General features: G+C 63.9%; 15 protein-coding genes and 3 rRNA genes. 3 read left to right on the forward strand and 15 right to left on the reverse strand.

Annotated elements, in window-relative coordinates:
• The first annotated feature begins 22 nt into the window (after positions 1-22).
• Positions 23-1,513 (forward strand): DNA-3-methyladenine glycosylase 2 family protein, encoded by a 1,491-nt coding sequence (locus A5730_RS10940; protein WP_067899404.1) that lies wholly within the window; start codon positions 23-25, stop codon positions 1,511-1,513.
• Complete coding sequence (locus A5730_RS10945) at positions 1,510-2,007, forward strand: methylated-DNA--[protein]-cysteine S-methyltransferase (RefSeq protein WP_067899409.1); 498 nt, start codon at positions 1,510-1,512, stop codon at positions 2,005-2,007. The genes A5730_RS10940 and A5730_RS10945 overlap by 4 nt, the downstream gene beginning before the upstream one ends.
• A 60-nt stretch (positions 2,008-2,067) precedes the next feature.
• On the opposite strand, the gene rrf is transcribed toward A5730_RS10945, so the two are convergent.
• The 4 genes from rrf to murA form a co-directional block, all read right to left on the reverse strand.
• A 5S ribosomal RNA gene (gene rrf, locus A5730_RS10950) occupies positions 2,068-2,180 on the reverse strand.
• Positions 2,181-2,269: 89 nt separating this feature from the next.
• Positions 2,270-5,369: ribosomal RNA gene (locus A5730_RS10955) — 23S ribosomal RNA — on the reverse strand.
• A 283-nt stretch (positions 5,370-5,652) separates the two neighbouring features.
• Positions 5,653-7,183, reverse strand: a 16S ribosomal RNA gene (locus A5730_RS10960).
• The 16S, 23S and 5S rRNA genes sit together here, the layout of an rRNA operon.
• A gap of 360 nt (positions 7,184-7,543) precedes the next feature.
• Positions 7,544-8,797 (reverse strand): UDP-N-acetylglucosamine 1-carboxyvinyltransferase, encoded by a 1,254-nt coding sequence (murA, locus tag A5730_RS10965; RefSeq protein ID WP_067899412.1) that lies wholly within the window; start codon positions 8,795-8,797, stop codon positions 7,544-7,546.
• A 95-nt stretch (positions 8,798-8,892) separates the two neighbouring features.
• Between murA and A5730_RS10970 the strand changes: the two genes are divergently transcribed.
• Positions 8,893-9,477, forward strand: coding sequence for a cob(I)yrinic acid a,c-diamide adenosyltransferase (locus tag A5730_RS10970; RefSeq protein ID WP_067899432.1), 585 nt, complete (start codon positions 8,893-8,895; stop codon positions 9,475-9,477).
• Between the two features lie 15 nt (positions 9,478-9,492).
• Here A5730_RS10970 and A5730_RS10975 read toward each other — a convergent pair whose 3' ends face one another.
• The 11 genes from A5730_RS10975 to A5730_RS11025 all read right to left on the reverse strand — a co-directional run bounded on the left by A5730_RS10975 (position 9,493) and on the right by A5730_RS11025 (position 19,405).
• Complete coding sequence (locus A5730_RS10975; RefSeq protein ID WP_055405686.1) at positions 9,493-9,936, reverse strand: DUF2550 domain-containing protein; 444 nt, start codon at positions 9,934-9,936, stop codon at positions 9,493-9,495.
• 18 nt (positions 9,937-9,954) lie between these two features.
• Positions 9,955-10,320: a F0F1 ATP synthase subunit epsilon gene (locus A5730_RS10980; RefSeq protein ID WP_067747732.1), complete on the reverse strand. Its 366-nt coding sequence runs from the start codon at positions 10,318-10,320 to the stop codon at positions 9,955-9,957.
• A 35-nt stretch (positions 10,321-10,355) separates the two neighbouring features.
• Complete coding sequence (gene atpD / locus A5730_RS10985; RefSeq protein WP_067899449.1) at positions 10,356-11,822, reverse strand: F0F1 ATP synthase subunit beta; 1,467 nt, start codon at positions 11,820-11,822, stop codon at positions 10,356-10,358.
• Positions 11,823-11,845: 23 nt separating this feature from the next.
• Positions 11,846-12,754, reverse strand: a complete 909-nt coding sequence (locus A5730_RS10990) for a F0F1 ATP synthase subunit gamma (RefSeq protein WP_067899450.1) — start codon at positions 12,752-12,754, stop codon at positions 11,846-11,848.
• Between the two features lie 6 nt (positions 12,755-12,760).
• Positions 12,761-14,443 carry a F0F1 ATP synthase subunit alpha gene (gene atpA, locus A5730_RS10995; protein WP_067899452.1) on the reverse strand — a complete coding sequence of 561 codons (1,683 nt, stop codon included), beginning with the start codon at positions 14,441-14,443 and terminating at the stop codon, positions 12,761-12,763.
• Positions 14,444-14,502: 59 nt separating this feature from the next.
• Positions 14,503-15,843, reverse strand: coding sequence for a F0F1 ATP synthase subunit B/delta (locus A5730_RS11000; protein WP_067899454.1), 1,341 nt, complete (start codon positions 15,841-15,843; stop codon positions 14,503-14,505).
• A 6-nt stretch (positions 15,844-15,849) separates the two neighbouring features.
• The gene (locus A5730_RS11005) at positions 15,850-16,374 is read right to left on the reverse strand and encodes a F0F1 ATP synthase subunit B (RefSeq protein ID WP_067899456.1); all 525 of its coding nucleotides are present in this window, start codon (positions 16,372-16,374) and stop codon (positions 15,850-15,852) included.
• Positions 16,375-16,383: 9 nt separating this feature from the next.
• The gene (locus A5730_RS11010; RefSeq protein ID WP_065052998.1) at positions 16,384-16,629 is read right to left on the reverse strand and encodes a F0F1 ATP synthase subunit C; all 246 of its coding nucleotides are present in this window, start codon (positions 16,627-16,629) and stop codon (positions 16,384-16,386) included.
• 85 nt (positions 16,630-16,714) lie between these two features.
• Positions 16,715-17,470 (reverse strand): F0F1 ATP synthase subunit A, encoded by a 756-nt coding sequence (atpB, locus tag A5730_RS11015; protein ID WP_067899458.1) that lies wholly within the window; start codon positions 17,468-17,470, stop codon positions 16,715-16,717.
• A complete protein-coding gene (locus tag A5730_RS11020; RefSeq protein WP_067899461.1) occupies positions 17,463-17,957 on the reverse strand; it encodes an ATP synthase subunit I in 495 nt (164 codons plus the stop codon). Before A5730_RS11020 ends, atpB begins: the two co-directional genes overlap by 8 nt.
• Positions 17,958-18,175: 218 nt before the next feature.
• A complete protein-coding gene (locus tag A5730_RS11025; protein WP_156349507.1) occupies positions 18,176-19,405 on the reverse strand; it encodes a glycosyltransferase family 4 protein in 1,230 nt (409 codons plus the stop codon).
• Between the last annotated feature and the right edge of the window lie 19 nt (positions 19,406-19,424).

Raw genomic sequence — 19,424 nt, forward strand, 5'->3', positions numbered from 1 at the left:
GGTGGGTGTAAGTCTGGAAAGCGTGCACGACGACTTCGAACGCTGCTACCGCGCCGTCCAGTCCAAGGACGCTCGGTTTGACGGCTGGTTCGTCACGGCGGTGCTGACCACCCGCATCTACTGCCGGCCCAGCTGCCCGGTGCGGCCGCCGTTCGCGCGCAACGTGCGGTTCTACCCGACGGCCGCCGCCGCTCAGCGCGCGGGATTCCGGGCGTGCAAGCGGTGCCGTCCCGACGCCTCGCCCGGGTCGCCGGAATGGAACGTGCGCGGTGACGTCGTCGCCCGCACGATGCGCCTGATCGCCGACGGCACCGTCGACCGGGAAGGCGTCGGCGGGCTGTCGGCGCACCTCGGCTACACCACCCGCCAATTGGAGCGGCTGCTGCAGGCCGAGGTCGGGGCCGGTCCCCTCGCGCTGGCCCGCGCCCAACGGGCGCAGACGGCCCGCCTGCTCATCGAGACCACGGACCTGCCGTTCGGGGACATCGCCTTCGCCGCAGGGTTTTCCAGCATCCGGCAGTTCAACGACACCGTGCGCCTGGTCTTCGAGAACACCCCGACGGAGCTGCGCCGGCGGGCGGCGGCCCGGTCCGGATCCTCGAGTTCCTCGGCCGCGGGGACGGTCTTCCTCCGGTTGCCCGTGCGCACGCCGTTCGCGTACGAGGGCGTGTTCGGCCATCTGGGCGCCGGTACCGTGCCCGGGTGTGAAGAGGTCCGCGAGGGCGCGTACCGGCGCAGCCTGCGCCTTCCGTTCGGCACCGCCGTCGTCAGCCTGACACCGGCCGTCGATCACGTCCGCTGCCTGCTCGTCCTCGACGACTTCCGTGACCTGACGACGGTGATCGCGCGCTGTCGTCGGCTGCTGGACCTCGATGCCGATCCCGAAGCGGTGGACGACGCGCTGGTCGCCGACCCGCATCTGCACCCGGCTGTGAGAAAGGCGCCCGGACAACGCATTCCGCGCACCGTGGACGAGGCCGAGCTCGCCGTGCGCGCCGTCCTGGGCCAACAGGTGTCGACCAAGGCGGCCAGCACCCACGCCGGTCGCCTGGTGGCGGCCTACGGGCAGCCGGTCGCCGACCCCGGTGGCGGGTTGACCCATACCTTCCCGTCGGTGGCGCAGCTCGCCCAGATCGATCCCGTCCACTTGGCGGTGCCCAAGTCCCGGCAGCGGACTCTCAGCGCGCTGATCGCCGGCCTCGCCGACGGCAGTATCGTCCTGGACAGCGGATGCGACTGGGAGGCCGCGCGCAGGCAACTGCTGGCGGTTCCCGGGATAGGCCCCTGGACCGCCGAGGTGATAGCGATGCGCGGCCTCGGCGACCCGGATGCGTTCCCCGCCAGCGATTTAGGGGTGCGCCTGGCCGCCGGACACCTGGGCCTGCCCTCCGACGAACGCTCGCTTGTCGAGCGCAGCGGAGGGTGGCGGCCCTGGCGCTCCTATGCCACCCAATACCTATGGACCACCCTCGAGCACCCGGTTAACCAATGGCCACCACAGGAGGTCGCATGATCGAGTACCGCACGATTGACAGCCCCATCGGACCGCTGACCCTGGCCGGCCAGGATTCGGTGTTGACCATGCTTCGGATGGTCGACCAGACGTACGAGCCGAGCCGGTCCGGCTGGACACCCAACCCCGCGGCATTCTGCGAGGCCGCCGAGCAACTCGACGCCTATTTCGCGGGCGAGCTTACCGAATTCGATTTCGAGTTCGAGCTGCGCGGCTCCGACTTTCAGCGGCGCGTGTGGGCGGCCCTGCTGACCATTCCGTACGGCGAGACGCGGTCCTACGGAAAAATCGCGGCCCAGATCGGCGCGCCCGGTTCGGCACGCGCCGTCGGATTGGCCAACGGCCACAACCCCATCGCGATCGTCGTGCCCTGCCACCGCGTCATCGGGGCCAACGGAAGCCTGACCGGTTATGGCGGGGGCCTCGACCGCAAACAAAAGCTGCTCGCATTGGAAAAGAAGCGCACCTCCGTCGCATTGACGCTATTCGACTAGGAATGCGCCGGCGTCAGGGAATGCAAAAACACCCCCGTTGCCGGGGGTGTTTTTGTGTATGTTCGGCGGTGTCCTACTTTTCCACCCGTATGGGCAGTATCATCGGCGCTGACAGGCTTAGCTTCCGGGTTCGGAATGGGACCGGGCGTTTCCCTGTCGCTGTGGCCGCCGTAACTCTATTTAAATTTGTTTCGGTGGGGGGTGTGGCATTCAAGCGTCCGCGACAAATGTCGGCGGAACTGGAAAGTGGTTGCGATTGTGTGTTGGTAAGTTTTCGGCCGGTTAGTGCCAGTTCCCTGCACTCATTGCTGAGCTTCCAGGTCTGGCCTATCGATCCCGTGGTCTGCGGGGGGCCTTATCCCTCTAAAAGGGTGAGAAACCTGATCTTGGAGAAGGTTTCCCGCTTAGATGCTTTCAGCGGTTATCCTGTCCGAACGTGGCTATCCAGCCGTGCCCCTGGTGGGACAACTGGTATACCAGAGGTTCGTCCGTCCCGGTCCTCTCGTACTAGGGACAGGTTTCCTCAAGTTTCTGACGCGCGCGGCGGATAGAGACCGAACTGTCTCACGACGTTCTAAACCCAGCTCGCGTGCCGCTTTAATGGGCGAACAGCCCAACCCTTGGGACCTGCTCCAGCCCCAGGATGCGACGAGCCGACATCGAGGTGCCAAACCATCCCGTCGATATGGACTCTTGGGGAAGATCAGCCTGTTATCCCCGGGGTACCTTTTATCCGTTGAGCGACACCCCTTCCACTCGGGGGTGCCGGATCACTAGTCCCGACTTTCGTCCCTGCTTGACTTGTAAGTCTCGCAGTCAAGCTCCCTTGTGCACTTACACTCAACACCTGATTGCCGTCCAGGTTGAGGGAACCTTTGGGCGCCTCCGTTACATTTTAGGAGGCAACCGCCCCAGTTAAACTACCCGCCAGGCACTGTCCGTGAACCCGATAAGGGTTCGACGTTAGGTGTCCAATACGATCAGAGTGGTATTTCAACAACGACTCCACAATTACTGGCGTAACTGCTTCAAAGTCTCCCACCTATCCTACACAAACCGTACCGAACACCAATACCAAGTTGTAGTGAAGGTCCCGGGGTCTTTTCGTCCTGCCGCGCGTAACGAGCATCTTTACTCGTAGTGCAATTTCGCCGAGTCTATGGTTGAGACAGTTGGGAAGTCGTTACGCCATTCGTGCAGGTCGGAACTTACCCGACAAGGAATTTCGCTACCTTAGGATGGTTATAGTTACCACCGCCGTTTACTGGGGCTTAAATTCTCCGCTTCACCTTACGGTTAACGGGTCCTCTTAACCTTCCAGCACCGGGCAGGCGTCAGTCCGTATACATCGTCTTGCGACTTCGCACGGACCTGTGTTTTTAGTAAACAGTCGCTACCCACTGGTTTCTGCGGCCGAATCCCGCTCCCACCGCAAGGGTGTTCACGGTATTCCGGCCCCCCTTCTCCCGAAGTTACGGGGGCATTTTGCCGAGTTCCTTAACCATAGTTATCTCGTACGCCTTGGTATGCTCTACCTGACCACCTGTGTTGGTTTGGGGTACGGGCCGTGTGTGTGCTCGCTAGAGGCTTTTCTTGGCAGCAGAGGATCACCGAATTCACCTCAATCGGCTATGCATCACCTCTCAGGATTAATGAGCGACGGATTTGCCTATCGCTCTCCCTACAGGCTTGCCCCAGTATTACCACTGACTGGTACGGCTACCTTCCTGCGTCACCCCATTGCTTGACTACTACCAGCGAAGGTCCCACGCAGCCCCGAAACTCCATGCCCCCGAAGGGGAATGGTCGATCCGGTTTTGGGTGGTTAGTACCGCTGATTCGTCAGGGACGCCCACACACGGGTACGGGAATATCAACCCGTTGTCCATCGACTACGCCTGTCGGCCTCGCCTTAGGTCCCGACTCACCCTGGGCGGACTGGCCTGGCCCAGGAACCCTTGGTCTTACGGCGGGCAAGGTTCTCACTTGCCTTATCGCTACTCATGCCTGCATTCTCACTCCCCCAAACTCCACCACCGGTTACCCGGTAGCTTCGCTGCATGGGGGACGCTCCCCTACCCAACCTTGCGGTTGCCGCGGCTTCGGCGGTGTGCTTGAGCCCCGCTACATTATCGGCGCACAATCACTTGACCAGTGAGCTATTACGCACTCTTTCAAGGGTGGCTGCTTCTAAGCCAACCTCCTGGTTGTCTCTGCGACTGCACATCCTTTTCCACTTAGCACACGCTTAGGGGCCTTAGCCGGCGATCTGGGCTGTTTCCCTCTCGACGTACGGAGCTTATCCCCCGCCGTCTCACTGCCACGCTATACACCACGGCATTCGGAGTTTGGCTGACGTCAGTAACCTAGTAGGGCCCATCGGCCATCCAGTAGCTCTACCTCCGTGGTGAAACACGTAACGCTGCACCTAAATGCATTTCGGGGAGAACCAGCTATCACGGAGTTTGATTGGCCTTTCACCCCTACCCACAGCTCATCCCCTCAGTCTTCAACCTAAGTGGGTTCGGGCCTCCACGCGGTCTTACCCGCGCTTCACCCTGGCCATGGGTAGATCACTCCGCTTCGGGTCCAGAACACGCCACTACACCCCAAAGGGGATGCGCCCTATTCAGACTCGCTTTCGCTGCGGCTACCCCGCACGGGTTAACCTCGCGACGTGTCCCTGACTCGCAGGCTCATTCTTCAAAAGGCACGCCATCACCCCACAAGGAGGCTCTGACGGATTGTAGGCACACGGTTTCAGGTACTCTTTCACTCCCCTCCCGGGGTACTTTTCACCATTCCCTCACGGTACTAATCCGCTATCGGTCATCGAGAAGTATTTAGGCTTACCGGGTGGTCCCGGCAGATTCACAGCAGATTCCACGGGCCCGCTGCTACTCGGGTGTTGATACAAGGTAGGTGCCGGGTTTTCGCGTACCGGGCTTTCACCGTCTGCGGCGGACCGTCCCAGGCCACTTCCGCTAACCACGACACTTTCTGACTACCCCTCAGCCAGGTAGAGCTGAGATGTATCAATCCCACAACCCCGCACACACAACCCCTACCCGGTTATCCATGCATGCGGTTTAGCCTGTTCCGCGTTCGCTCGCCACTACTGACGGAATCACAATTGTTTTCTTCTCCTACGGGTACTGAGATGTTTCACTTCCCCGCGTTACCTCCCGCACCCTATATATTCAGATACGGGTAACACGACATCACTCGTGCTGGGTTTCCCCATTCGGAAATCCTCGGATCAATGCTCGGTTGACAGCTCCCCGAGGCATATCGCAGCCTCCCACGTCCTTCATCGGCTCTCGATGCCAAGGCATCCACCATGCGCCCTTAGACACTTACTTACACACAAGAGTTTTCAAAAGAAATTACACATTTCGACGAACGCACCACCGTTGCCGGCAACGCATCCGTCTAGATGCTCGCAACCACTATCCAATACTCAAACACCACACCCCACCACCAAGATGGAGGGACACCACACGGACTGGCCGAGTGTTGTCTCAGGGCCCAATAGTGTGTCTGGCAATCATTTGCTGTTGTGCACCCGGCTCTCGCCCACTACAGGTGAGAACCCCTCACGGCTCGCACCCCACCAATTGGGGTGCTTTTCGTGGTGCTCCTTAGAAAGGAGGTGATCCAGCCGCACCTTCCGGTACGGCTACCTTGTTACGACTTCGTCCCAATCGCCGATCCCACCTTCGACAGCTCCCTCCCAAGGGTTAGGCCACTGGCTTCGGGTGTTACCGACTTTCATGACGTGACGGGCGGTGTGTACAAGGCCCGGGAACGTATTCACCGCAGCGTTGCTGATCTGCGATTACTAGCGACTCCGACTTCACGGGGTCGAGTTGCAGACCCCGATCCGAACTGAGACCGGCTTTAAAAGGATTCGCTTAACCTTGCGGCATCGCAGCCCTTTGTACCGGCCATTGTAGCATGTGTGAAGCCCTGGACATAAGGGGCATGATGACTTGACGTCATCCCCACCTTCCTCCGAGTTGACCCCGGCAGTCTCTCACGAGTCCCCGGCATTACCCGCTGGCAACATGAGACAAGGGTTGCGCTCGTTGCGGGACTTAACCCAACATCTCACGACACGAGCTGACGACAGCCATGCACCACCTGCACACAGGCCACAAGGGAACGCCTATCTCTAGACGCGTCCTGTGCATGTCAAACCCAGGTAAGGTTCTTCGCGTTGCATCGAATTAATCCACATGCTCCGCCGCTTGTGCGGGCCCCCGTCAATTCCTTTGAGTTTTAGCCTTGCGGCCGTACTCCCCAGGCGGGGTACTTAATGCGTTAGCTACGGCACGGATCCCAAGGAAGGAAACCCACACCTAGTACCCACCGTTTACGGCGTGGACTACCAGGGTATCTAATCCTGTTCGCTCCCCACGCTTTCGCTCCTCAGCGTCAGTTACTGCCCAGAGACCCGCCTTCGCCACCGGTGTTCCTCCTGATATCTGCGCATTCCACCGCTACACCAGGAATTCCAGTCTCCCCTGCAGTACTCTAGTCTGCCCGTATCGCCCGCACGCTCACAGTTAAGCCGTGAGATTTCACGAACAACGCGACAAACCACCTACGAGCTCTTTACGCCCAGTAATTCCGGACAACGCTCGCACCCTACGTATTACCGCGGCTGCTGGCACGTAGTTGGCCGGTGCTTCTTCTCCACCTACCGTCAATCCGAGAAAACCCGGACCTTCGTCGATGGTGAAAGAGGTTTACAACCCGAAGGCCGTCATCCCCCACGCGGCGTCGCTGCATCAGGCTTGCGCCCATTGTGCAATATTCCCCACTGCTGCCTCCCGTAGGAGTCTGGGCCGTATCTCAGTCCCAGTGTGGCCGGACACCCTCTCAGGCCGGCTACCCGTCGTCGCCTTGGTAGGCCATCACCCCACCAACAAGCTGATAGGCCGCGGGCCCATCCCACACCGCAAAAGCTTTCCACCACAAGGCATGCGCCAAGTGGTCCTATCCGGTATTAGACCCAGTTTCCCAGGCTTATCCCGAAGTGCAGGGCAGATTGCCCACGTGTTACTCACCCGTTCGCCACTCGAGTACCCCCGAAGGGGCCTTTCCGTTCGACTTGCATGTGTTAAGCACGCCGCCAGCGTTCGTCCTGAGCCAGGATCAAACTCTCCAAACAAAATCTCCTCGCAGAACGAGGTGAATTCAAATCAGAGATACCTGACAAGACGCCATTTAACTGGCATCAAAAATTGCCATACCCACACACGGGGAGTGCTAGGTATGGCCAAAAAAACAACAACAAATAAAAAGACCAAACACACTATTGAGTTCTCAAACAACACTTGTTTCGCCCGTTTTGGGGCAACCCTGCCAGCTTAATACAGGTCCGGCAGAGGAGTCAACTCCCAGTTTTGGTCTTCTGCAGACCGTCTCGGGAGCAGCCGTGCCAGGCTAGTACCAATCCAGCGAGGGAGTCAAGGGCCCGGGTTGTCGGCCGCCTGGTGTGGCGACCGCCCCTGTGGGGCACTGACTTTGGCTACTCTACCCGCTCGATCTCCGCTCCCAAAATCGACAGGTTCTCCACGAACAACGGGTAGCCGCGATCGATGTGGAAGACGTCGTGAACCTCGGTGTCACCGTCGGCCACCAGGCCCGCCAACACCAGGCCGGCGCCGGCCCGAATGTCGGAACACCACACGGGTGCGCTCGACAATTGCGGCAGGCCGCGGACGACCGCGTGGTGGCCGTCGGTGCGGGCGTCGGCGCCCAACCGGATCATCTCTTCGACAAAGCGAAAGCGCGCCTCGAACACGTTCTCCGTGATCATCGATGTGCCGTCGGCGATGGACGCCAGCGCGATGGCCATCGGCTGCAAATCCGTGGGGAATCCGGGAAACGGCAGCGTGGCGACGTTGACCGCCTTCGGGCGCTCGTACTGGGTGATCCGAAAGCTGTTGTCCGTCTGGGTGACGGTGGCGCCGGCGTCGTGCAGCTTGTGCAGGACCACCTGCAGGTGGGCGGGGTCGACGCCGGTGACCGAGATGTCACCCCGCGTCATCGCGGCGGCGATGCCCCAGGTGGCGGCGACGATGCGGTCCCCGATCACCCGGTGCTCGGTCGGGTGTAGCCGCGGGACGCCGGTGATGGTCATGGTCGGCGATCCGGCGCCTTCGACCCGCGCACCCATCTGGTTCAGCATGGTGCACAGGTCGACGACATCGGGTTCGCGCGCCGCGTTGTGGATGGTGGTGACACCCTCGGCCAGCACGGCGGCCATCAGGATGTTCTCGGTGGCGCCCACCGACGGAAATTCCAGTTGGATCTCGGCGCCGCGCAACGTGTCGGCCTGGGCGACGACGCAGCCGTGCTCGATGTTGCATTGCGCGCCGAGCTGGCGCAGGCCCGCCTGATGCATGTCCAGCGGGCGCGACCCGATCGCGTCACCGCCCGGCAGCGCGACCCTGGCGCGCTTGCACCGGCCGACCAGCGGCCCGAGCACGCACACCGAAGCCCGGAACTGCCGGACCGCCGCGAAGTCGGCGTCGTACTTCGGTTCGTCCGGCGAGGTGATGCGGGCGACGTCGCCGTCGAGCTCGACGGTGGCGCCCAGCCCGCGCAGCACTTCCGCCATCAACGGCACGTCGAGGATGTCGGGGCAGTTGGTGATGGTGCTGGTGCCTTCGGCCAGCAGCGCCGCGGCCATCAGCTTGAGCACGCTGTTCTTGGCGCCCCCCACCGCGACTTCGCCGGACAACCGGTTGCCGCCGGTCACCACGAATCGCTCAGCCACCCGCGTCAGTCTAGTGAAGCGGTTTCGGGTTGTCAGTCAAGCAGTCAGCCGAGCCAAGGCGCCGGCTCGTCGCGGGCCGCAGTACCGTTCTGCTCATGGCGATACACCTGACCCGCATCTATACCCGGACCGGTGACGACGGCACGACGGGATTGAGCGACTTCTCGCGGGTCTCCAAGAACGATCCGCGCCTGGTCGCCTACGCGGATTGTGACGAGGCGAACTCGGCGATCGGCGTGGCGGTCGCCCTGGGTCAGCCCGACGAGGAAATCGCCGGCGTGCTGCGTCAGATCCAGAACGACCTGTTCGACGCCGGTGCTGACCTGTCCACCCCGGTGGTGGAAAACCCCGAGCATCCCCCGCTGCGGGTCACCCAGCCCTACATCGACCGGCTCGAGGGTTGGTGTGACAAATATAACGAGAACCTGCCGGCGCTGAATTCCTTTGTGCTGCCGGGTGGTTCGCCGTTGTCGGCGCTGCTGCACGTTGCCCGCACGGTCGCGCGTCGAGCGGAACGGTCGGCGTGGGCGGCCATCGACGCGGCGCCCCAGCAGGTCAACGTCCTGCCGGCAAAATACTTGAACCGCCTGTCGGACCTGCTTTTCATCCTGGCGCGCGCGGCCAATCCCGAGGGCGACGTGCTCTGGAAACCGGGCGGCGGGGCGCCAGGCGCGAGTTGACTTGCGGCGCAAGACCTAAACGCTGCGACGACGCGCGCGCGGCGAGGGACGGGACTCCAGCCAGGACAGGAACGCCGTCAATGCGCCCTTGTCCAGGGCGATCTCGTAGCCGGTCCTGCGGTCCTGCGTCGTGTCGCGCAGCTCCACCACCACGATCTCGTCGGTCATGATGTCGAATTCGTCGCCGCGCGGCGCACGCCGGGCCACGATCTCCACCCCCCTGCGGCTGAGCCGACGGTCCGGCCACAGCCGCAGGCTGGAGAGCCGGTAAAACGCGGCCTCACCGCCGCGGTAACGGATCACGCCGTGCCGCCAGCCGTGGCCGCCGACCGCGGGGATGTCTCGCATGATCCCCGCGGTGCCGCCCTGGCGCAGCTTCCAGAGTCGATAGCTGAGCGCGACGACCGCGCCCGCTAGGACGACGACGAGCACGACCATGCCGATCATGGGCGCGCTCATGGCCTTCTCCGAGGCCGGCTAGTCGATCGCGCCGACGGCGCGCAATCTGCCGCGTCCGCGCGCCGCGATGCGGGGATCGTCGGACTCCGAATCCTCCCTGGCGGCGCTTTCGTCGATCTCGGACTCGAACGCGGCCGACTCCGCCAGGACGGTCACCGTCTCCTCGGTGACCGAGAGGAACCCGCCTTCGATGGCGACCCGCAGGTCGTCTTCGCCTTCGCGTTCGACGCGCACCATCGCGTCGTCGACCAGCTGGGCGACCACCGGGATGTGCCGGGGCAGGATGCCGATCTCGCCGACGGTGGTGCGGGTGAACAAAAACGTTGCTTCACCCGACCAGATCTTCCGGTCGACGGCGACTATCTCGACGTTCAATTCGGCCATGCCACAGAGCCTTTCAGAGCCTCAGCGCTCAGTCCTCAGGAATCCAACTTGGCGCCGAAGCTTTCGGCTTTCTTGGCCAGGTCGTCGAGGCCGCCGATCAGGAAGAAGGCCTGCTCGGGGATGTGGTCGAAGTCGCCCTTGGACAGGCGGTCGAAAGCCTCGATGGTCTCCTTCAGCGGAACCGTGGAACCCGGTTGGCCGGTGAACTGCTCGGCCGCCATCATGTTCTGCGACAGGAACCGCTCGATGCGCCGCGCGCGCTGCACCAGCTGCTTGTCCTCTTCGGACAGCTCATCGATACCAAGGATGGCGATGATGTCCTGGAGGTCCTTGTACCGCTGCAGGATTCGGATGACTTCCTGCGCGACGCGGTAGTGCTCGTCACCGACGACACTCGGGTCGAGGATGGTCGAGCTCGACGCCAGCGGGTCCACCGCCGGGAAGATGCCCTTGGAGAACACCGAACGCGACAGCTCGGTGGTCGCGTCCAGGTGGGCGAACGTCGTCGCCGGCGCGGGGTCGGTGTAGTCATCGGCGGGCACGTAGACCGCCTGCATGGACGTGATCGAACGGCCGCGGGTCGAGGTGATGCGCTCCTGCAGCTCACCCATCTCGTCGGCCAGCGTGGGCTGGTAACCCACCGCGGACGGCATGCGGCCGAGCAGCGTGGACACCTCGGATCCGGCCTGCGTGAACCGGAAGATGTTGTCGATGAACAGCAGCACGTCCTGGCCGGCCTCGTCGCGGAACCACTCGGCCATCGTCAGCGCCGACAGCGCCACCCGCATACGGGTGCCGGGCGGCTCGTCCATCTGACCGAACACCAGCGCGGTGTCCTTGAGCACGTCGGCCTCTTTGAGCTCGACCCACAGGTCGTTGCCCTCGCGGGTGCGCTCCCCTACGCCGGCGAAAACCGAAGTACCACCGAAGTTTCGGGCGATACGGTTGATCATCTCCTGGATCAGCACCGTTTTGCCCACGCCGGCACCGCCGAACAGCGCGATCTTGCCGCCTCGCACGTACGGGGTGAGCAGGTCGACCACCTTCAGCCCGGTCTCGAGCATCTCGGTGCGGGGCTCGAGTTCCTCGAAGGGCGGCGGCTTGCGGTGGATGGACCAGTGCTCGAAGTCCTCGCCGTATCCGGGCTTGTCCAGGCAGTCGCCCAGCGCGTTGAAGACGTGGCCCTTGACTTCCTGGCCGACCGGCACCGAGATCGACTTGCCGGAGTCGGTGACCTCGACCCCGCGCACCAGACCGTCGGTGGGCTGCAACGAAATCGTGCGGACCAGGTTGTCGCCGAGGTGCTGTGCGACCTCGAGCGTGAGGGTCTTCTTGAGTTCCTCGAACGTGATCTCGGCGTTGAGCGCGTTGAACAGTTCCGGTACGGACCCGCGCGGGAACTCGACGTCAACCACCGGGCCGGTGATCCGCACCACGCGGCCGCTGGTCTCGGATTTGGTGGACTTGTCGGTCTTCTCTGCGGTTCCAGAAGTAGCAGCCATATTCTTCTTCTCTTCCTCGTGTGCTACTGAGCGTCGGCGAGCGCGTTTGCGCCGCCGACGATTTCGCTGATCTCTTGGGTGATCTGGGCCTGCCGCTCGCGGTTCGCCATCAGCGTCAGCTCCTTGATCAGGTCGTCCGCGTTGTCCGTCGCGGACTTCATCGCTCGTTGGCGCGACGCGAGCTCCGATGCCGCCGATTCGAGCAGTGCGGCGTAGACGCGGGTGGTCACGTACCGCGGCAAGAGCGACTCGAAAAGCGTTGTCGCGTCCGGCTCGAACGAGTACAGCGTGTGGAGTTCGTCGGTGTCCTCGACGTACTCCACGACCAGCGGAGCGATGCGGTGGGCCGCCGCGGCCTGCGACATCATCGACTTGAACTCCGAGTAGACGATGTGCAGTTCGTCGACGCCCTGGTCGTCCGATGACTCGTCGTCGCCGGCGCCCTTCATGAACGTCTCGACCAGGGTCTCGGCGATCTCCGCGGCGTTCTCGTACTTGGGTTGCTCGGAGAAGCCCGTCCACGACTCGGTGATGTCCCAATTGCGGAACTTGAAGTAGTTCTGCGCCTTTCGGCCGACCGTGTACACGACCGGCGTCTTGCCTTCCTCCCTCAGCAGCGAGAACAGCTCTTCTGCCCGACGGAAGATGCTGGAGTTGTAGGCGCCGCACAGGCCCCGATCGGAGGACACCACCAGCACACCGGCCCGCCTGGGTTCTTCCCGTTCGACCAGCAACGGGTGATCCAGCGCGGCCTCGGAAGACAGCGTGGTGAGCATGGAGGTGATCTGGAAGGCGTAGGGCCGGGCGGCTTCCAGCCGGGCCTGCGCCTTGCCGATGCGCGACGTCGCGATCATCTCCTGGGCCTTGGTGATCTTTTTGATCGACCCTGCGGAGCGGATCCGGCCGCGTAGTTCGCGAAGTGTGGCAGCCATACTTAGCTACTTCTTGTCCTTGCCGGAGTCGCTCTTGGTTTCCTTCTTGTCCTTCGGCTTCTCCTTCTTGACCTGCACCGACTCCTTTTCGAGGTCTTCTTCATCCAGGGGCTCGACGTGCTCGTCGGGCACCACCGAGCCGCCGCCGGTGGCCGCGAAGCCCTTCTTGAAGTTCTTGATGATCTCGGTCAGCTGGTTCTCACCCTCTTCCGAGAGCTTGCCGCTGTCGCGCACGCCGGACAGGAAGCTCTCCTCCGAGGCCCGCATGTGGTCCAGCAGTTCGGTTTCGAAGCGCCGGACGTCCTCGACGGGCACGGAGTCCAGGTGACCGCCGGTGCCCAGGAAGATCGAAACCACCTGCTCCTCAACGGGCATGGGCTGGTACTGCGGTTGTTTGAGCAGTTCGACCAGCCGCTCGCCGCGCTCCAGCTGCGCCTTCGACGTCGCATCCAGGTCCGATGCGAACGCCGCGAACGATTCCAATTCGCGGTACTGCGAGAGGTCCAGACGCAGCGAGCCGGCCACCTCTTTCATGGCCTTGATCTGCGCCGCACCACCCACGCGGGACACCGACACACCGACGTTGATGGCCGGGCGCACACCCTGGTTGAACAAATCGGACTCCAGGAAGCACTGCCCGTCGGTGATCGAGATGACGTTGGTGGGGATGTAGGCCGAGATGTCGTTGGCCTTCGTCTCGATGATCGGCAGGCCGGTCAGCGAGCCACCCCCGAGCTCGTCGGAGAGCTTCGCGCAGCGCTCCAGCAGCCGCGAGTGCAGGTAGAACACGTCACCGGGGTAGGCCTCGCGGCCCGGCGGGCGACGCAGCAACAGCGAGATCGCGCGGTACGCCTCGGCCTGCTTGCTCAGGTCGTCGAACACGATCAGCACGTGCTTGCCGTCGTACATCCAGTGCTGGGCGATCGCCGAACCGGTGTACGGCGCAAGCCATTTGAAGCCGGCCGAGTCGGAGGCCGGGGCCGCGACGATGGTGGTGTAGTCCATCGCGCCGCCCTCTTCGAGCGCCCGGCGGACCGAGGCGATCGTGGTGCCCTTCTGGCCGATGGCCACGTACACGCAGCGGACCTGCTTCTTCTCGTCGCCGCTCTCCCAGTTCTCACGCTGGTTGAGGATGGTGTCGACGCAGACTGCGGTCTTGCCGGTCTTGCGGTCGCCGATGATCAGCTGCCGCTGGCCGCGACCGATCGGCGTCATCGCGTCGATGGCCTTGATGCCGGTCTGCAGCGGCTCGCTCACGCTTTGCCGCTGCACCACGGACGGCGCCTGGATCTCGAGCGCGCGCCGGATGTCGGTGTCGATGTCGCCCCGGCCGTCGATGGGCTGGCCGAGCGGGTTGACGACGCGACCCAGGAAGGCGTCGCCGACGGGCACGGACAGAACCTCGCCGGTGCGCTTGACCTGTTGGCCCTCTTCGATTTTCTCGAAGTCACCCAAGATCACCGCGCCGACGCTGTGCTCGTCGAGGTTCAGCGCGACACCGAGGACCCCACCCGGGAACTCGAGCAGTTCCTGCGTCATGACGGAGGGCAGGCCTTCGACATGCGCGATGCCGTCCCCGGCCTCGACGACGGTACCGACCTCCTCGCGCGAGGTGTCGGAGGTGAAAGAGCCTACGTACTCCTCGATGGCGCTCTGGATGTCATCAGCGGAGATTGTCAACTCGGCCATGGCTTTTCGTCTTCCTACTTGATCTTGGTATCGCGTGTGGTTATCGGGCGTGATTGGTGTCAGTCGGGCAATTGGGCCTGGGCAGCGGCGAGGCGCGAAGCGAGTGTCCCGTCAATCACTTCGTCCGCCACGGAGATGAGCAGGCCACCCAGTAGCTCCTCGGAGGTATGCAGCTGCACCGTCACCGGATGACCGTAGATCCGGCCGAGCACGTCGGTGAGGCGAGAGCGCTGGGCATCGCTGAGTTCGGCCGCCGCGCTGACCTGCGCGACGATCTCACCGCGGCGTGCCACCGCGACCTTCGCCAGGAATTCGATGGCTTCCTCGGCCGACTCACCCCGGAGCAGTTGGACCGTCTGCGTCAACAGCGACACGACGATCGGGTCGACCCTGCCGCTGGAGCTGTCAAGCACCTTGCGCAGCAGGTTGATCCGGCCTTCCACCGGCACGCCGTAGTCGCTCAACAGGATCGAGAGTCGCGGCTGCGCGTCCAGGATGCGGGCGAACCGGAACAGCTGGTCCTCGACGTCGTCGACCTTGTCGTCGCGTTCGGCGACTTCGAGCAACGCCTGCCGCGAGATGTGCTCGATCGCGTCGCCCAAATCGGAGTTGGCGGACCAACGTTCCGACACGGCCAGCCGCAGGACGTCGAGCGTGGCGTCGGAGACCTTGCCCGACACCAGCCGCTCGATCAGACGGACGCGGGGCGTCGCGTCCTCGGCCGGCACCGTCAAGTACCGGGTGACGACGATCTCCCGGTCCAGCATCTCGGCGACCGAAACGAGCTCGGCCGACAGGTTGGAAAGGGCTTTGTTGTCAAGGTCTTTGGCGATGTCGGCGAACCGCTCGGACAGGCCGGCCACCGCCGCCCGACTGGCGGAGCGCATCTTCGACAACAGTGGGTACTGGACCTCGGCGGGCGCCGGGGCCATCGCTTCGAGGTCGTCCAGGAACCGATCGACGGTGCCGGACTGCTGCTCGGGGTCGGCTACGAAATTCCGCACCAACTCACCCGCCTGACGCACCGCCTCGTGACCGAGTTCCAGGCGGAGCTGGCGGCTCAGCTGGGTGCGCAGCAGCTCGACCTGGCGGCCGCCCTGCACGGTGATGCGTTCGGATTCCGACTCGGCCTGGGCGCGGAACTGCTCGGCGATGCGCCCCGCGTCGGTCTTGGCCTCTTCCACGAGCTGCTCGGCCTCGGTCTTGGCGGATTCCACGGCGTTGCTGTGAGCCGTTTCCGACTCCTTCAACCGATCCGCCGCTGCCGCAGAGTCTTTCAGCTGCTGGCGCACGGCCTCTTGACGAGCGGCCATCAGACGACGCACCGGCGGCACGGCGTACCGCCAGACCAGCAGCACGATGGCCGCGAATCCGATCAACTGACCGATGAAAGTCGACATACGCGATTACCGTCCAGACTTCCCGGTCGCCGACGTGGCGGCGGCCACCTCGACGCCGAGGATCCGGCTGGCCAGCGTCGCCGCCATGCCCGCCACATTGGCGCGCAGATCCAGCTCCACGGCGTCCCGCTCCCGCTTCAACTGCTCGGATGACATTTGCAACGTCGACATCACCTGCTGCTCGGCCCGGGCGCGCGCGTCTTCGACCACCTTGCGCCCCTCGGCGCGGGCGTTGTCGCGCAACGACGACGCCTGAACCCGGCCCTCCGTCAGGGCCTCCTCATAGTCGGCCTTGGCGGCGTCGAACTGCTCGGTCGCCTTCTTGTTGTCGGCGGCCGTCTTGGCAACCATGTTGTCGCGTTCCCGCAACACCCGCATGACCGGCGGCACCACGAACGTACCGATGACGGCCAGCACGATCAGGAAGATGGCCAGCACGAAGAAGAAGGTGCCGTTGGGGACGAGGAAGTTGTTGCCTCCCTCGGCCACCACCTGGCTGGATGCCAAAATGCTCAGACTCGCGTCACGCATTGCAGCGAATTACTTGACCGGGGTCGCGAAGACGAACAACGCCATGAACGCCAGGTTGATGAAGTAGGCCGCCTCGACAAGACCGACCGTGATGAAGAACGGCGTGAACAGCCGGCCCTGCGCCTCGGGCTGGCGGGCGATGCCGGAAACCAGCGCGTTACCGGCGATACCGTCACCGATGCCGGCGCCGATCGCGCCGCCACCCATGATCAGGCCACCGCCGATGAGAGCGGCGGCAGCGATTTGTGGGTCCAGGGCTGCCATTCTTTTTCCTCCTTGATATCTGGTAGCGGTCTACCAGGCCTCTGTAATGGTGTGTGGGACAAGACGATTGGTGACCTCAGTCATGGTGTTCCTCGATCTCCATGGCCTGGCTGAAGTACAGGATGGTCAAGATCGAGAAGATGAAGGCCTGGATTGCCCCGACGAACAGGTCGAAGGCCTTCCAGATGGCGTTGGGCGCCCACATGATGTACGGCGGGAAGAGCGCGATCAGCGCGACCAGGATGCCGCCGGCGAAGATGTTGCCGAAAAGTCGGAGCGACAACGAGATCGGCTTGGCGAGCTCTTCGACGAGGTTGATCGGCGCCAGGAACGCGACGTGACCCTTGAGCACGGCGAGGGGGTGGCCGACGATGCCGCGGCGCCAGATTCCCGCCACGTGATAGCAGACGAATACGAACAGGGCCAGCGCCAAAACGTAATTGATGTCCGCGGCGGCCGACTTCAGCAGCTCGGTGGTGTGCCCGGATTTGTCGGTGTATTGCAGCGGCAGCACCGACAGCCAGTTGGAGATCAGGATGAACACGAAAATGGTGACGGCAAGGGGCAATACGAACGGCGCGATCCGCATCCCGACGGCGCTCTCGATCTGGTCGCGCATCTGGACCGTGATGGCCTCCCAGAACAACTGAACGCCGCTGGGGACCCCGGTGGAGGTGATCTTCGCTCGCAGGAAGAAGGCCAGCGCCAGCACGATCACCGCGGCGATGGCGGTCGACAGGATCGTGTCCGTGTTGACCGTCAGGCCGAGCCATTTGGCTTCGTTGTGCTCCCCCACTTCGATGGCGGCGGCCAGGAACGTCGTCTCAGTCATCGGTGCCGCTTCTTCCTTCCGTTCCTTCCGAGCCCGCGATCACGTCGCCGCCACCCGACGGTTGGGCCTCCACCCAGTCGCCGGCGCGCAGTTTCTTCCACACCGGAAGCGCCGTCGATGCCACCAGCAAGACCTGAAAGAGGGCCAGTCCGAACACCACGCCCAGGCCGGCCGGCCGGAACACGTAGGCGATGATCAGCCCGACGACCGTGATGATGGCCAGCCGGGTGGCCGAGTTCAGCGCCATCGTGCTTTTCAGCGGATGCTCTTTCGCGGTGATCGATTCGACCGAACGACGCACCAGAAGGGCGTTGAGCAAACCGAGTAGCAGCCCGACGCCGAAGAAGACGCCGACCATCAGGTGACCGGTCAGGGCGGCGGCCACGACGGCGATCGCGGTGACGGCGAGGCTGAGCACGAACAGGCGGACCGGGCGGAACGCAACAGAGGGAAACACCAACGGCGCGTCCTGCGCTGGTGTCGTCACTGCAGCACCTCAATCCCAAGTTGTAGAGCGGGAGTCCCCCGACCGACCGATCGGTGGCCCGCCGAGCGTATCGCACGTCACAGTCGCTTCACCCAACGGGTATCTCCCGACGCGAGTCCCCAGCCGACCCGACCGGATGTGCGTCCGGTGGACCGGTTATTTGTGCGGCTTTTTGGGCTTCTACCTGCACCGTACCATACGAGGACCGCCCACTACTACTAGCTGTCGTAGTCCTCGTCGTCGTACTCGCCGCCCCGCCGCATGAGCGGGATCGCGGTCGCGATCCCGGCGACCACGATGGCGCCCAGCATCACGGCGGCGGTGTCGCGCGGATTGAAGAAGATCGTGCTGGCCGCGCCGAACGCGACGATGCCGACCCATAGATAGATCAGCAATACCACCCGGCGGTGGGAATGACCGATCTGGAGCAGCCGGTGGTGCAGGTGCATCTTGTCGGGGCTGAACGCGCTGCGGCCCGCGCGGGTGCGGCGCACGATCGCCAGCAGCAAATCGAGCATCGGCACGAACATGACGGCGACCACCAGCAGGAACGGCGACAGCAGGGCGAACACGTCGCGGGCCCCGTAGGCGTTCTGCGAGACGGGGCCGGCCGCGGTGGTGGAAGCCGCGGCCAGCATCAGCCCGATCAGCATCGAGCCGGAATCGCCCATGAAGATCTTGGCCCGGTGGAAGTTGTGCGGCAGGAAGCCCAGGCAGGCCCCCGCGAGCACCACGGAGATCACTGCGGGCGGATAGAACAGGGCGTCGCCGCCATGGTCGCGCAGCAGGCCGACCGAGAACATGCAGATGGCCAGCGCGGTGATCAGGCCGAGCCCGGCGGCCAGCCCGTCGAGCCCGTCGACGAAGTTCATCGCGTTGACGATGGACACCGTGAGCGCGAGCGTGAGCAGGATCGAGGAGGCCTGGTCCAGCACGATGGTGCCGACGCCGCCGATCGGGATGTAGAGGACGCTCCACGCGACGCCCATGGTGACCAGCACGCTGGCCGCGGTGATCTGGCCGGCGAACTTCGTCAGGGCGTCCAGCCCCCAGCGGTCGTCGATGAGGCCGATGCCCATGATCACCGCGCCGGCCACCAGCACCGCGGGCATGCCGGTCGAATAGACGAACCCGCGGGTGAGGGCGGGAAGCTGGGACGCCAGGAAGACGGCCGAGACGACGCCGAGAAACATCGCCAGCCCGCCCATCCGCGGGGTCGGTGTCACGTGGACGTCGCGTTCCCGGGGGTAGGCGACCGCGCCGAGCCGGGTGGCGAGCACCCGCACCGGTCCGGTCGCGAAGTAGGTGATGATCGCCGCGGTCAGTCCCACCAGCGCCAGCTCGCGCAGCGGGACGCCGGCGCCGCGATCGGCCAGGGCGAGCAAACCGCTGGCCAGGTTGGCTGGACCGCCGATCGGGTCGCTGGACACGTCGAGACCGTACTGCACCAACCTGGCAACCACCGCT

Source organism: Mycobacterium sp. ACS4054, assembly GCF_001667275.1.
Classification (GTDB): Bacteria; Actinomycetota; Actinomycetes; order Mycobacteriales; family Mycobacteriaceae; genus Mycobacterium.

What these genes read in the sequence shown, in the direction of transcription:
- A5730_RS10975 (WP_055405686.1), bottom strand. Translation starts at nt 9,936, where the DNA reads ATGAGCGCGCCCATGATCGGCATGGTCGTGCTCGTCGTCGTCCTAGCG.
- A5730_RS10990 (WP_067899450.1), bottom strand. Translation starts at nt 12,754, where the DNA reads ATGGCTGCCACACTTCGCGAACTACGCGGCCGGATCCGCTCCGCAGGG.
- atpA (WP_067899452.1), bottom strand. Translation starts at nt 14,443, where the DNA reads ATGGCCGAGTTGACAATCTCCGCTGATGACATCCAGAGCGCCATCGAG.
- atpD (WP_067899449.1), bottom strand. Translation starts at nt 11,822, where the DNA reads ATGGCTGCTACTTCTGGAACCGCAGAGAAGACCGACAAGTCCACCAAA.
- A5730_RS10980 (WP_067747732.1), bottom strand. Translation starts at nt 10,320, where the DNA reads ATGGCCGAATTGAACGTCGAGATAGTCGCCGTCGACCGGAAGATCTGG.
- A5730_RS10970 (WP_067899432.1), top strand. Translation starts at nt 8,893, where the DNA reads ATGGCGATACACCTGACCCGCATCTATACCCGGACCGGTGACGACGGC.
- A5730_RS11000 (WP_067899454.1), bottom strand. Translation starts at nt 15,843, where the DNA reads ATGTCGACTTTCATCGGTCAGTTGATCGGATTCGCGGCCATCGTGCTG.
- atpB (WP_067899458.1), bottom strand. Translation starts at nt 17,470, where the DNA reads ATGACTGAGACGACGTTCCTGGCCGCCGCCATCGAAGTGGGGGAGCAC.
- A5730_RS11005 (WP_067899456.1), bottom strand. Translation starts at nt 16,374, where the DNA reads ATGCGTGACGCGAGTCTGAGCATTTTGGCATCCAGCCAGGTGGTGGCC.
- A5730_RS10945 (WP_067899409.1), top strand. Translation starts at nt 1,510, where the DNA reads ATGATCGAGTACCGCACGATTGACAGCCCCATCGGACCGCTGACCCTG.